Genomic DNA, 14,118 nt, shown 5'->3' with positions numbered 1-14,118 from the left:
TTTAGCCTTGGCGGATAAAATGTGCTAGAAATCTTCCCAATAGCACAATACTCAGTAGCCAGTTCGGTTCGAGGGAAGTCTCTTTATAATCTGATCTACAGATTGTTCACTCTTAGGCACACGCAAAAATAACGATAGAGAAAAAGAGAGTGCGGGTGTTAATTAAAAAAGATTTTAAGAAGTTATGACGACAGAAAACGAAAATTTAGCACAAACATCCCATGACACCGCTCCGGCAATTGAAGTCGGCACGTTACTTAAGCGTAAGCGCGAAGAGCTGGGTTATAGCCAAAAACAAGTGGCGGATCGCCTGCGGTTGCGTTTGGCGGTGATAGAACAAATCGATAGCAACCAACTTGCCACCGATCAAGTAGCCACCTTTACCCGTGGCTATTTACGCTCTTATGCCCGATTGGTTGGCGTGGACGAAGCGGTTGTTTTAGCCGCTTTGGATGATGCGGGCGATGCACAGCACCAAGAGCAGGAGATGCAAAGTTTTTCTCGCAAGACCAAAACGGAAAAACACAACAGCCGTATCATGCTCATCACCTGGGGCGTGTTTATCATTATTATCGGGATTTCTTCCCTGTGGTGGTGGCAAAACCAACGAGATAACAGTCTTTCCCAATCGGTGAATGATACTTCGGCAGTCGAGGTACCAGCGGTGGTGGAAGAGAGCGAAAACATACCCGCGCTAGATGACGTGGTCATGCAAGAACTGACGGTTGCTCCTGAGGAGGTCGATCCTTCTGTTGTTGAGGAACCATTTCCAGACGCAACGCCTGATGTAGAGCTTGTTGAAGAGCCTGCTGCGGTTGAAGCCGAAGTGGCTGAATCCGTGCAAACTTCTCCTACGTTGGCAAGCGATCAACAAATGATCACCATGACCTTTGAAGCCGATTGCTGGATCCAAGTGAAAGACGCACAGGGCAATACATTGATTTCTGGTATCCGCAAAGCGGGACAAGATCTTGAGCTCTCAGGAGAAGCTCCGTTTAAAGTCATTTTAGGTGCGCCAGAAGGCGTCGCCATGACATTTGCAAGTGAACCTGTCGACCTTTCTCGGTATACTGCAGGCAAAGTAGCAAGATTCACCTTACCTTTATAAAGAATTATGCACAACGAATCTCCAATTATCCGTCGTAAATCGACGCGTATCTACGTGGGTAATGTTCCTATTGGTGATGGCGCACCGATCGCGGTGCAGTCCATGACGAATACCCGAACCACCGACGTTGAAGCCACGGTCGCACAAATCAAAGCACTGGAAAAAGTGGGTGCTGATATTGTTCGTGTTTCTGTGCCAACCATGGATGCCGCTGAAGCATTTAAACTGATTAAGCAGCAGGTATCTGTACCGTTGGTGGCCGACATTCATTTCGACTATCGAATCGCACTGAAAGTGGCGGAATACGGTGTCGATTGTTTGCGAATTAACCCTGGCAACATAGGTAACGAGGAGCGTATTCGCTCGGTGGTTGATTGCGCCCGCGATAAAAATATCCCGATCCGCATTGGTGTTAATGGCGGTTCTCTGGAAAAAGATCTGCAAATGAAATATGGCGAACCGACCCCAGCCGCTTTGGTGGAGTCGGCGATGCGCCACGTTGATATCCTAGACCGTCTCAACTTTGATCAGTTTAAAGTCAGCGTCAAAGCATCGGATGTATTCCTTGCGGTTGATTCCTACCGCCTGCTGGCAAAGAAAATCGATCAACCACTGCATTTGGGGATTACCGAAGCAGGTGGCGCGCGCGCGGGCTCGGTGAAGTCAGCTGTTGGCCTTGGTATGCTGCTGGCCGAAGGCATTGGCGACACCTTGCGTATCTCGCTGGCGGCTAATCCGGTTGAAGAGATCAAAGTCGGCTTTGATATCCTCAAATCGCTGCGTATTCGCTCTCGAGGTATCAACTTTATTGCCTGTCCTTCGTGTTCGCGTCAGGAATTTGATGTTATCAATACAGTAAATGCGTTAGAAGAGCGCTTAGAGGACATCATCACACCGATGGATGTCTCGATCATCGGTTGCGTGGTGAATGGCCCGGGCGAAGCGGAAGTGTCTCACCTTGGCCTTGCGGGCAGCAACAAGAAGAGCGCTTTCTATGAAGACGGTAAGCGTCAGAAAGAGCGTTTCGATAACGATGACTTGGTGAATCAGTTGGAAGCAAAAATTCGTGCTAAAGCGGCGCGGATGGACGCCAGCAACCGCATCGACGTGAAAGTTCACGATTAATCTCAGTACCCGTTACGGTTCAGCAAACGAACGGGTAGTCAGCAACATTACGGTAACTATTGTGGCAAAAACAATTCAAGCAATCCGAGGTATGAACGACTGCCTCCCAACTCAATCACCGCTGTGGCAGAAATTAGAAAACACAGTGAAGAATGTCATCAGCGCCTACGGCTACAATGAAGTGCGCATGCCAATTGTTGAGATGACCCATCTGTTTAGCCGCGCTATTGGTGAAGTGACCGATGTGGTTGAGAAAGAGATGTACACCTTTGAGGATCGCAACGGCGATAGCCTGACCTTGCGTCCGGAAGGCACCGCGGGCTGTGTCCGTGCCGGGATCGAAAATGGTCTTTTGTACAATCAAGAGCAACGTTTGTGGTACATCGGGCCGATGTTCCGTCATGAGCGCCCGCAAAAAGGTCGTTATCGCCAATTCCACCAGTGTGGTGTTGAAGTGTTCGGCTTGGATGGCCCAGATGTGGATGCTGAACTTATCATGATGACCGCGCGCCTATGGCGTGAACTGGGCATCGACAAGCACGTGCGCTTAGAGTTGAACTCGATTGGTTCATTGGAAGCGCGTGCCAACTACCGCAGCGCATTGATTGAGTTTCTTGAGCAACACATCGAAGTGCTTGATGAAGACTGTAAACGCCGTATGCACACCAACCCACTGCGCGTGCTGGATTCTAAAAATCCAGAGGTGCAGGCAATTTTAGGTGATGCGCCATGTCTGGCCGATTATTTGGATGAAGAGTCCAAGCAACATTTTGCAGGTTTGTGTGAACTTCTTGACGCCGCGGGTATCGAATACACAGTCAATCAGCGCCTCGTTCGCGGCCTGGATTATTACAATCGTACGGTTTTTGAGTGGATTACTGAGAGCTTAGGTTCGCAAGGCACTGTGTGTGGAGGTGGTCGTTACGATGGCCTCGTTGAGCAACTTGGCGGTAAGCCAACGACAGCGGTTGGTTTTGCCATGGGGCTTGAGCGCTTAGTATTGATGCTCGAAACTCTAGAACTGACGGACGTGCGTCGCAGTGTCGATGTGTACGTAGTAACCGCAGGTGAAGGGACTATGATGGCAGGCATGAAGCTGGCTGAGCAATTACGTGAATCGCTTCCCGGCGTGCGGGTAATGAATCACTTTGGCGGTGGCAACTTCAAGAAGCAGTTCAAGCGTGCAGACAAAGCCGGCGCAGTAGTTGCGCTCGTGCTGGGCGAACATGAAGTGGCCGATAGTACCGTTGTGCTGAAAGATCTCGCGGGTGGTGAGCAAAACACCTATGCGCAAGCTGAAGTGGCGGCAAAAATCGCTGAACTGATCTAAGTGCAGCAATTTCGAATTTAAATGGCAGGAAAACCTGCCATTTTTGAAGTTTTAAAGAGGACAGGAAGTGGAAGTTTACAATACTGAAGAAGAACAAGTAGAAGCGATAAAAGAGTGGTGGAAAGAGAATGGCAAAGCCGTGATTATCGGCGCTGTTGTTGGTCTTGGCGGCCTTTTTGGTTGGCGTTACTACCAAGATTCTGTGACTTCGGCTCGTGAAGCGGCTTCTCAAAGCTATACTTCCGCAATTAATACTCTGCAAGCGAAAGGTGTGGACGCTGCGGCGGATGTGCAAAGTTTTATCGATGGCAATGAAGTCAAAGAGTACTCTGTGCTGGCGGCTTTGCAACTGGCGAAAACACAAGTGGATGCTGGCGATCTTAACGCTGCGTTAGTGCAGTTAAAATGGGCTCAAAGCAACAGCAAAGATGCCGCCATTATGCCTCTTGTGAGCTATCGGATCGCGCGTATCGAAGCAGCGCTGGGCAACTTTGATGCGGCAAATGCTGAACTGGCTAAAGTGAGCAACAAAGGTTGGACTGGCCGTATTGCCGAACTGCGTGGTGACATTGCTCTGCGTCAAGGTAATAAAGAAGCAGCATACGCTGCTTACTCGGAAGCCCAACAAGCAGAAGATGCTGGTCAAACACTGCAGATGAAGCTTGACGATCTAGCGAAATAAGGACTTCATGGCATGAAGAATGTGTTCAGAAGAGCCGTATTAGGACTGATCACGGTTGGTATTCTTGCGGGTTGTGCTGGTGAAGAAGACACCATCATTATGGCACCAGTGCCTCAGGTAAAAAGTCAGTTTACTCCAAAGAGTAGCTGGAGTACTTCGGTTGGTGATGGTTTTGGTCATTACTTTTCTAAGCTCGCCCCTGAATACGCTTACGACAAAGTGTTTATCGCCAGTCGTGATGGGGAAGTCAAAGCACTTGATCCGCAAAAAGGCAACACCCTTTGGCGTTCGCAGCTTGGCAAAGACGGCAGCGCGAAGTTGTCGGGTGGCATCACAGCAGCCTACAGTCAGGTTTTCATTGGCAGCGAAAATGGTGAAGTGATCGCGCTAGATCAGGATACTGGCGAAGAGAAATGGCGTGTAACGGTTGCGGGTGAAGTCTTAGCCAAGCCGGTAGCGGAAGGCAGTCTGGTGATTGTGAATACCAGCAATGGTATTCTTATCGCGCTGGATCAAACCAATGGCGAACAGAAATGGGCCATTAGCACCGATGTGCCGAATCTGACCTTACGTGGCGATAGCACGCCGGTGGCGGTTTCTGGTGGGGTATTTTGGGGCACAGCAAATGGTCGATTGGCTGCTGCGATCGTCGAACGCGGTCAACTGATTTGGCAGCAACCTGTTGGTACCCCAAAAGGCGCGACTGAAATTGATCGTCTGGTCGATGTCGACTCCTCGCCGATTTTGCTCGGTGGCACCTTGTACGTAGTCGGTTACAACGGCCAACTGATTGGGATTGATTTGCGCTCAGGTAAAGCAACGTGGAAGCGCAATTACTCTTCAGCTATTGATATGGCGACCGATGGTAGTCGCTTGTTTCTTGTTACAGACAAAGATCATTTAGTCGCAGTAGATGCCCGTAGCGGTACTGAGCTGTGGGAAAATGCTCAGTTGCAGCACCGCTTGCTGACTGCACCAGTGCTCGTGGACAACTATCTGGTGGTTGGCGACAGTGAAGGTTATTTGCACTGGTTGGACAAAAGCACAGGCGAGTTTGTTGCACAGCAGATGGTCAACGATAGCGGTTTTGCCGTTGGACCGACTGTATTGCCAGACGGTTATCTGATTGTGACTCGTAATGGCAAAATAAAGAAACTGACGCTCAGCCAATAATATCGTGATATAATTCACATTCGGCTCCTGGCTGGTAACAGCTAGGAGCCGTTTTATTGCTGGAAACTTTTGTAAAACTTAAAATAAACCATGTGGTTATAGGTAAAGGCTTGGTGTGGGTTGTGCTAACCCTCGTCGTTACCTATAACTACATACGAACAGATTATTGTAGAGGTTATTATGGTACCTGTTGTTGCCCTAGTTGGGCGTCCGAACGTAGGTAAGTCTACCTTGTTCAACCGTTTGACTCGTTCTCGTGACGCATTGGTGGCAGACTTTCCCGGTCTGACGCGAGATCGTAAGTACGGCCAGGCCAAAGTAGGCGAACACGACTTTATCGTGATTGATACAGGTGGTATCGACGGTTCTGAAGAGGGTGTTGAAACCAAGATGGCGCAGCAGTCACTAGCGGCGATCAATGAAGCCGATGTGGTGCTGTTTATGGTGGATGGTCGTGCTGGTCTGACATCCGCCGACGAAGCGATTGCCGCGCATCTGCGTAAAATCGAAAAGCCAGCCATGCTCGTGGTGAACAAGATCGATGGAATTGACGCCGATGCCGCCAGCGCGGATTTCTGGCAGCTGGGTGTCGATGATATGTACCAGATCGCCGCTGCGCATGGTCGTGGTGTGACTGCGTTGATCGAACGTGCGCTCGATCCTTTCTTTGATAATATGCTCAGCGCTGGTAAAGAAGGTGAAATTGAAGATTTAACCGAATTTGCTGATCAAGATGAAGATCCGTTTGACTACAGTGAAGAAGAAGCGGAAGAAGTATTCAAACGTCTTCAAGATCAGCCAATTAAGCTGGCGATCATTGGTCGTCCCAATGTAGGCAAATCGACGCTGACCAACCGTATTCTAGGTGAAGAGCGTGTCGTGGTGTATGACATGCCTGGAACGACTCGCGACTCTATCTATATTCCAATGGAGCGTGATGGTCGTGAATATGTGTTGATTGATACGGCTGGTGTACGCCGCCGTGGACGCATTAACGAAACAGTAGAAAAATTTTCTGTGGTGAAAACGCTTAAAGCCGTCGAAGATGCTAACGTCGTTCTGCTGGTGATTGATGCGCGTGAGAATATTTCTGATCAAGATTTGAGCTTGCTCGGCTTTGCTCTAAACGCTGGTCGTTCAATTGTTTTGGCGGTCAATAAGTGGGATGGCCTAGATAATGAAGTTAAAGAACATGTGAAGAAAGAGCTCGATCGTCGTCTTGGTTTTGTCGACTTTGCGCGTATTCACTTTATCTCTGCGCTGCACGGTACAGGTGTAGGGCACTTGTTTGAGTCGGTACAGGAAGCGTATCGCTCTGCGACTACTCGAGTGAGTACCTCAGTTCTGACACGCATTATGAAAATGGCAACCGAAGATCACCAACCGCCGATGGTTCGTGGTCGTCGAGTAAAACTGAAGTACGCTCATGCTGGTGGTTACAACCCACCAATTATCGTGATTCACGGTAACATGGTGCGCGAGTTGCCTGACTCTTATAAACGTTATCTGATGAACTACTACCGTAAGTCTTTGGATATCATGGGTACACCGATTCGTATCTTGTTCCAAAACAGCGAAAACCCATTTGAAGGCCGCACCAGCAAGATGACGCTCTCTCAAGAGCGCGCTCGTAAGCGTATGGTTTCAGCGGTGAAGAACCGTAGTAAATAAACCGAGCTTTATATCGAATGCCCAAGTTTTGACTTGGGCTTTTTTTTTACCTACTGTTCTCGTCACTACAGCGTCAAACGGATGTTGTCGGGAAATAGTCTCGAAAAGATCGATCTTAAAAATCCTGAAAAACTGATATTTTTGCTGCTATTTTAGATTATTAATCTGTTTTAAATTGAAATGCAGAACATGTAACTTATGCTTTCGGGCCGTGGTGATATAAATATTCTTTTAGACGCTGATCGCTGATCAAATTTCAATAAGCAGACGATCAATATAAGATCATACAAGCGTGTTTCAGTTCAGATTATAGCTATTTTTTCTGTGTTATTCTTTTGACCCAAATATATGAGTGGCTAAAATGTCACCGAAATAATAATAAATCACCGCCATGTAGCGTAAAGTCACGACAGAAGAGTACAGATTATGCACAGTAATAAGCTTTTGCAGGCTCACCGCGCGGTGAATGGCTTGCTGGGTAAATTGGCTCTTGGGCTGGAGAAAGATCAGCTTAATCAAGAGATCATTTCACTGTCAGAACATCTCTTTGGTGAACGCAAGGCTTCGATCTTAAGGTTTGATCCCCAGCAAAATACACTGCACGTCGAATATGCTCCTTCTTTACCCGACTTTTACAACCAAGCAATCGAAGGGGTACGCATCGGTGAAAAGGTGGGGTCTTGCGGCGCTGCAGCTTTCCTACGGCAAACGGTGGTTGCTGAAAACATAAACCATCACTCCAACTGGCAGCCTTATCTCGCGTTAACGCAAAAAGCGAACCTACACGCTTGTTGGTCGGTCCCCGTTTTGTCGCAAGATGAGCAAGTGCTGGGGACCTTTGCTATTTACAGTGAGCAGCCGTCTTCCCCTTCTGAAGCCGAGTTAGAAATTCTGCAGATGTTGGCTTCTTTGTACGCGGTCGCACTAGAGAAATATCAGTGTGAACAGCAGCTCTATGACCATGTTAATCGCGATCCTTTAACCCAATGTTACAATCGGCGAGTGTTGCTACAATCTCCGCATCAGCAGTTCTCCACAGCGGAACATGGGCAAGCGGTGGTTGGCTGCTTTTTTGTCGATGTGGATGACTTTAAATACATCAATGATCGCTTTGGGCATGACGTGGGCGATCAAGTCTTAATTGATCTCGCGCAGTGGCTGATGAGTCGCAGCCCGCAGGAAGCCATGATTGCCCGTTATGGCGGTGATGAGTTTGTCATCATTACTACTTTTGCTTCCGAGCAAGACTTTGAGCACTTTTATCGTCAGTTACGCATCGGGATCAAATTGTTCTTTGTCATAGAAGATTATTCTGTGGCCGTCAGTATTGGTGCGGCATCTACACCGGCGCAAGGGGTGGTTGCTCTCAACGAGCTGATCCGTCAAGCGGATCTCAGCATGTACCGTGTTAAGCGCCAGCACCGTGAGGTAAGTGCAGGCTTGAGCTGAAAGGTCACAATCAACAAGTTGAAGTAAGGTAAGTGTTATGAATGAGAATCTCTGCCCACAGTGTCAAAACGAACTGCAGTGGAATGGCCAATATCATTGCCATCAGTGTGAGCAAGATTTTAAGAAAGTGGGCTTTTGCCCAGAATGTACGGCAGAGTTGGAAAAACTACAGGCGTGCGGCGCCGCAAACTACTTTTGCAATACGTGCAATGAACTCAAATCCAAATCTCGAGTACGGTTTGTCTTTCAGTGCATTAGTTAACGGTCGAGCGAATCTCACCGTCCATTAAACGGGTGACCAGAGTGTCACCTGTTTTTGTTTGTGCCTGGCGGGTAATCACGTCGCCTTGTGCGTTTTGCGTGATCGAATAACCGCGTTTGAGCGTCGCTAGTGGGCTGACAGCATCCAGTTTTTCTGCCGCCAGAGCAATATGGTGGCGAAACGACAGTAATTTTCGCTCCATCGCATCTTGCAGCGCCTGTTCTGCCCGCGCCATTTTGTTTTGTTGCTGGCTAATTTGGCGAACAGGTGACTTGAGTTGTAATTGATGAAAAGCACGCGAGAGTGTGTTTTCTCGTTTAGCGAGATATTTTTCCATCGCCCGTTGCAGTTGAATCTGCAGCTCATCGGCTTGCTGCGCTTGGCGCAACAAACGATAGCGGGGATGCTGCTTCTCCAGGCGATGAGCAAATTCAACCACTTGACGATGTTGTGCGCTTAGGTAGTGGCGCCATGCACTACGCAGTTTCTGTTCTAGGCTGAGAAGCGCTTGATCTTTATGGCTGTGATCACGGCTTACCAGCTCCGCCGCCGCCGATGGGGTCGGGGCACGCAAGTCGGCAACGAAATCGGCGATGGTCACGTCAATTTCATGCCCTACCGCGGAAATGATAGGGATCTGACTGGCGGCAATCGTACGAGCGACAATTTCATGGTTGAAGCACCACAGATCTTCCAGTGAACCGCCACCACGTCCAACGATCAGTACGTCGCACTCATTGCGACTATTGGCTCTGCCGATGGCTTGAGCGATCTGAATCGCCGCTTCTTCCCCTTGAACTAACGTGGGGTAGATAACGACAGGCAAAGAGGGATCTCGCCTTTTCAGTACATCGAGAATATCAAACAGCGCTGCGCCTGTTTTGGAGGTAATAACACCGACACACTTAGGGTGCTCAGGGATCGGCCGTTTGTTCGATTGGGCAAACAAGCCTTCGGCGGCTAATTTCATCTTGAGAGCGTCAAATTGCTGCTGGAGGCGGCCATCGCCTTCCGCTTGCATGCTTTCGATGATTAATTGATAGTCGCCGCGCGGCTCATAGAGCGAAAGCCGAGCACGCACCAGTACTTGATTGCCGTTGGTGGGTTTGAAAGAGACTTGGCGGTTGTTACCGCGAAACATGGCGCATTTGACCTGGGCCATCGAATCTTTAAGAGTGAAATACCAGTGACCAGAGACCGGAGCAGAAAAGTTAGAAATCTCACCGACTAACCACACAATCCCCATCTCATTTTCGAGTAACAGACGAACTTCTGAATTTAAACGCGAGACGGTGAAGATATTTTGGTTGGTCAGAGAAGACAAAGCTAATCCCGTGGACGTGGGTATGGAAGTTAGCCGCAATATAATACATAGCAAGGGGTTGAATGCAAGAAAAAAATTAAAAAATTTGTGGTCAAGCGATTGCGTTGACCGTATAATCCGTCCGCAATATCTAATCCAAATGCAACTGAGTCCCATGACGAGTTGTCCTCATTCCGCGAAACGATGAGATTGGGTTGTTCTTTTTACTTATCTAGTTGTGAGATATTGCAAATGCTAAGAATTGCCAAAGAAGCGCTGACATTCGATGACGTACTGCTCGTGCCAGCACACTCCACCGTTCTCCCAAACACCGCTGATCTTCGTACTCAGCTGACCAAGAACATTACCCTCAATATTCCGATGATCTCTGCTTCTATGGATACTGTGACGGAAGCCCGTTTGGCTATCGCATTGGCGCAGGAAGGTGGCATTGGCTTTATCCACAAAAACATGTCAATCGAGCAGCAGGCCGCTGAAGTTCGCCAAGTGAAGAAGTTCGAAGCGGGCGTGGTGAGCGATCCGGTGACAGTGAGCCCTGACGCGACCATCGCGGATGTGGTGGCGCTTACGGAAAAACACGGTTTCGCTGGTTTCCCCGTGGTGACTGAGAGCAATGAGCTGGTGGGCATCATCACTGGTCGTGACGTGCGTTTTGTCACTGATCTTTCTAAGAAAGTTTCTTCTGTAATGACGCCAAAAGCGAACCTTGCAGCGGTCAAAGAAGGTGCGACTCGTGCAGAAGTGCAAGAAAAAATGCACGAAGCACGCGTAGAGAAAGTGCTGGTGGTGAACGATGAGTTCCAACTGACCGGCATGATCACCGCAAAAGACTTCCATAAAGCGGAGCGCAAACCGAATGCGTGTAAAGATGAGCGTGGTCGTCTGCGTGTTGGCGCTGCGGTTGGCGCAGGTGCGGGGAATGAAGAGCGTGTTGCTGCGCTGGTTGAAGCGGGCGTTGACGTGCTGCTGATTGATTCTTCACACGGCCATTCAGAAGGCGTGCTGCAACGTATTCGTGCAACTCGCGAAGCGTTCCCTCATCTTGATATTATCGGTGGCAACGTGGCAACGGCTGCGGGCGCAAAAGCATTGATTGAAGCTGGCGTAAGTGCAGTGAAAGTGGGCATTGGCCCCGGTTCTATCTGTACGACGCGTATCGTAACGGGTGTGGGTGTGCCACAGATCACTGCCATCGCCGATGCGGCTGAAGTGGCTAACCAATATGGGATTCCTGTCATCGCTGACGGCGGTATCCGCTTCTCTGGTGACATTTGTAAAGCGATTGCGGCGGGCGCTTCTTGCGTCATGGTCGGATCGATGTTTGCGGGCACTGAAGAAGCACCGGGTGAAGTGATTCTGTACAACGGTCGTTCTTACAAAGCTTACCGTGGCATGGGCTCTTTGGGTGCGATGTCTCAAGGTTCCTCTGATCGTTATTTCCAATCTGATAACGCAGCAGACAAGCTGGTTCCGGAAGGTATTGAAGGCCGCATCGCTTACAAAGGCCGCCTGAAAGAGATCGTTCACCAACAAATGGGCGGTCTGCGCTCAAGCATGGGTCTGACGGGAAGTGCCACCATCGAAGAGATGCGTACCAAAGCCGAGTTTGTGCGTATCACTGGTGCCGGTATGCAAGAGTCTCACGTTCACGACGTACAGATCACCAAAGAAGCGCCAAACTACCGTTTAGGCTAATCGCTTCGACAAGGATAAGCGCAACGTAAACGTTTGCTTTTTCCTTGAAGCATTGATGAGAGGCGGGTAGACTCGCCTCGTTTTCTTAACCAGCTTAAAAAAGACTGCCCAAAATGACTAAAAATATTCATGACCAACGTATTCTGATCTTGGACTTCGGTTCTCAGTACACTCAGCTTGTTGCGCGCCGTGTACGTGAAATTGGTGTTTACTGCGAGCTGTGGAGCTGGGATGTCGAAGAAGCGGATATTCGTGAATTCAATCCAGATGGCATCATTCTTTCTGGTGGCCCAGAGAGCGTAACGGAAGAGAACTCTCCGCGTGCGCCTCAATATGTATTTGATTCTGGTGTGCCTGTACTGGGTGTGTGCTACGGCATGCAAACTATGGCTGAGCAGCTCGGCGGTAAAGTGTCGACTTCGGATGAGCGTGAGTTTGGTTACGCTGCGGTCAAAGTGTCTGGCGAGTCGGCGCTGTTTAAAGACCTTGAACTGACTCAAGACGTTTGGATGAGCCACGGCGATAAAGTGATCGAGATCCCTGCGGATTTCGTTAAAGTCGGCGAGACAGACACTTGTCCTTACGCAGCTATGGCCAATGAAGAGAAGAAATACTACGGCGTTCAGTTCCACCCAGAAGTGACGCACACCAAAAATGGCCTACAAATGCTGGAGAACTTTGTTCTTGGCGTGTGTGGTTGTGAGCGTCTGTGGACCTCTGAATCGATCATCGAAGACGCCGTGGCGCGTATTAAAGAGCAAGTGGGCGATGATGAAGTTATCCTAGGTCTTTCAGGGGGCGTTGATTCTTCAGTGGTTGCCATGCTGGTTCACCGCGCGATTGGTGATCGCCTGACTTGTGTGTTCGTGGATAACGGCTTGCTGCGTTTGAACGAAGGCCAGCAAGTGATGGACATGTTCGGCGACAAGTTCGGTTTGAATATCATCAAAGTCGACGCTGAAGATCGTTTTCTTGATGCGCTTAAAGGCATTGATGAGCCAGAAGCGAAACGCAAAACCATTGGTCGTGTTTTTGTTGAAGTGTTCGACGAAGAGTCGAAGAAACTGAAAAACGCTAAATGGTTAGCTCAAGGCACCATTTACCCAGACGTGATCGAATCTGCGGCATCGAAAACGGGTAAAGCGCACGTGATCAAATCTCACCACAACGTGGGCGGTTTGCCAGATGACATGAAAATGGGGCTGGTTGAACCACTGCGTGAGCTGTTTAAAGATGAAGTGCGCAAGATTGGTTTGGAGCTAGGCCTGCCTTACAACATGCTTTACCGCCACCCATTCCCAGGTCCGGGCCTTGGTGTCCGCGTATTGGGTGAAATCAAGAAAGAGTACTGTGACTTGCTACGTCGCGCTGACGCTATCTTCATTGAAGAGCTACATGCGGCCGATCTGTACAACAAAGTCTCACAAGCGTTTACCGTGTTCCTTCCTGTGCGTTCAGTGGGGGTGATGGGCGATGGCCGTAAATATGACTGGGTTGTGTCGCTGCGAGCGGTGGAAACCATCGACTTTATGACCGCACATTGGGCGCATTTGCCGTATGAATTCTTGGGTAAAGTATCAAACCGCATTATCAACGAAGTGAATGGCATTTCTCGCGTTGTGTATGACATATCCGGCAAGCCGCCTGCGACCATCGAGTGGGAATAATGCTCCTTTAAGAAAGGTCTGGCATTAACAAGCACTAAATCATACTTAAGTCCGCGTAATTGCGGACTTTTTTGTTTGCCCAGCGAAGCTGGCAAACCCGTCGGGTTGAAAGAAACCTGAATCACCCCGACTGAGGGGAAGATAATCCGAATTGCAAGGGCGCTGCTGGCCAACGGCAGGGTCTGAAGGAAGCAATAGGAAGTTAACAGTACACAACGTAAGTGAACCTACTTCGGCAGCGTAGGTGGGTAAGCGTCCGAAACATCGCGAAGCCCGATACTCAGTCAGACCTATGCTGTGCTTGAGGGTGGCATTGTTAACAGGGAGCCAGTGCAGTAACTGGGGAGGCCTGGTACCACATCCGGGCAAACGCCGGAAGCACGAGTACAAGGCGAAAACCAAGACTCGTGTTGGTGTGAGGTGGCAGCGGTCCGACGTCTCGGTGAATCCGTAGTACTGAGTAAGGCACGGCCTGAGAAGCCCAGTAATGGAGTGGAGGAGAAAACCGAGCTGACCATTAGCATCGCGTCTGATGGAGCACCGTTTTGCCAAAAGCAAACGAGTGCTGCGAAGGGAGGAAGTACACTTTAAGTCTGTGATGAGCAGATGTTTTTTTTTAGTGGCACCCAAAC

General features: G+C 49.3%; 11 protein-coding genes. 10 read left to right on the top strand and 1 reads right to left on the bottom strand.

Going from position 1 to position 14,118, the window contains the following annotated elements; all coding sequences use genetic code 11:
• The first annotated feature begins 184 nt into the window (after nucleotides 1-184).
• From UF06_RS11515 to UF06_RS24405, 8 genes are all read left to right on the top strand, one after another.
• Nucleotides 185-1,108: a RodZ domain-containing protein gene (locus tag UF06_RS11515; protein WP_045570590.1), complete on the top strand. Its 924-nt coding sequence runs from the start codon at nucleotides 185-187 to the stop codon at nucleotides 1,106-1,108.
• Between the two features lie 6 nt (nucleotides 1,109-1,114).
• Nucleotides 1,115-2,233, top strand: a complete 1,119-nt coding sequence (ispG, locus tag UF06_RS11510) for a flavodoxin-dependent (E)-4-hydroxy-3-methylbut-2-enyl-diphosphate synthase (RefSeq protein WP_039424301.1) — start codon at nucleotides 1,115-1,117, stop codon at nucleotides 2,231-2,233.
• Nucleotides 2,234-2,294: 61 nt separating this feature from the next.
• Complete coding sequence (hisS, locus tag UF06_RS11505; RefSeq protein ID WP_045570589.1) at nucleotides 2,295-3,563, top strand: histidine--tRNA ligase; 1,269 nt, start codon at nucleotides 2,295-2,297, stop codon at nucleotides 3,561-3,563.
• A gap of 67 nt (nucleotides 3,564-3,630) precedes the next feature.
• A complete protein-coding gene (locus tag UF06_RS11500; RefSeq protein WP_045570588.1) occupies nucleotides 3,631-4,245 on the top strand; it encodes a YfgM family protein in 615 nt (204 codons plus the stop codon).
• A 12-nt stretch (nucleotides 4,246-4,257) separates the two neighbouring features.
• Nucleotides 4,258-5,418, top strand: a complete 1,161-nt coding sequence (gene bamB, locus UF06_RS11495) for an outer membrane protein assembly factor BamB (protein WP_045570587.1) — start codon at nucleotides 4,258-4,260, stop codon at nucleotides 5,416-5,418.
• Between the two features lie 180 nt (nucleotides 5,419-5,598).
• Nucleotides 5,599-7,089: a ribosome biogenesis GTPase Der gene (gene der, locus UF06_RS11490; RefSeq protein ID WP_045570586.1), complete on the top strand. Its 1,491-nt coding sequence runs from the start codon at nucleotides 5,599-5,601 to the stop codon at nucleotides 7,087-7,089.
• 426 nt (nucleotides 7,090-7,515) lie between these two features.
• Nucleotides 7,516-8,538, top strand: coding sequence for a sensor domain-containing diguanylate cyclase (locus UF06_RS11485; protein ID WP_045570585.1), 1,023 nt, complete (start codon nucleotides 7,516-7,518; stop codon nucleotides 8,536-8,538).
• 37 nt (nucleotides 8,539-8,575) lie between these two features.
• Nucleotides 8,576-8,800, top strand: coding sequence for a zinc ribbon domain-containing protein (locus UF06_RS24405; RefSeq protein ID WP_082069687.1), 225 nt, complete (start codon nucleotides 8,576-8,578; stop codon nucleotides 8,798-8,800).
• On the opposite strand, the gene xseA is transcribed toward UF06_RS24405, so the two are convergent.
• Entirely contained in the window at nucleotides 8,793-10,124 is a 1,332-nt protein-coding gene (gene xseA / locus UF06_RS11480) for an exodeoxyribonuclease VII large subunit (RefSeq protein ID WP_045570584.1), read from the bottom strand. The two genes, UF06_RS24405 and xseA, sit on opposite strands and share 8 nt — an antisense overlap.
• A 231-nt stretch (nucleotides 10,125-10,355) precedes the next feature.
• Between xseA and guaB the strand changes: the two genes are divergently transcribed.
• Together guaB and guaA are read left to right on the top strand one after the other, a co-directional pair.
• Complete coding sequence (guaB, locus tag UF06_RS11475) at nucleotides 10,356-11,819, top strand: IMP dehydrogenase (RefSeq protein ID WP_039424315.1); 1,464 nt, start codon at nucleotides 10,356-10,358, stop codon at nucleotides 11,817-11,819.
• A gap of 113 nt (nucleotides 11,820-11,932) precedes the next feature.
• Nucleotides 11,933-13,486 (top strand): glutamine-hydrolyzing GMP synthase, encoded by a 1,554-nt coding sequence (gene guaA / locus UF06_RS11470; RefSeq protein WP_045570583.1) that lies wholly within the window; start codon nucleotides 11,933-11,935, stop codon nucleotides 13,484-13,486.
• The last annotated feature ends 632 nt before the right edge of the window (nucleotides 13,487-14,118 follow it).

The sequence above is a fragment of the Vibrio sp. S234-5 genome, from assembly GCF_000960595.1.
Classification (GTDB): domain Bacteria; phylum Pseudomonadota; class Gammaproteobacteria; order Enterobacterales; family Vibrionaceae; genus Vibrio.
The sequence above is the reverse complement of the archived record's forward strand: the minus strand, read 5'-3'. Positions and strand labels throughout refer to the sequence as shown.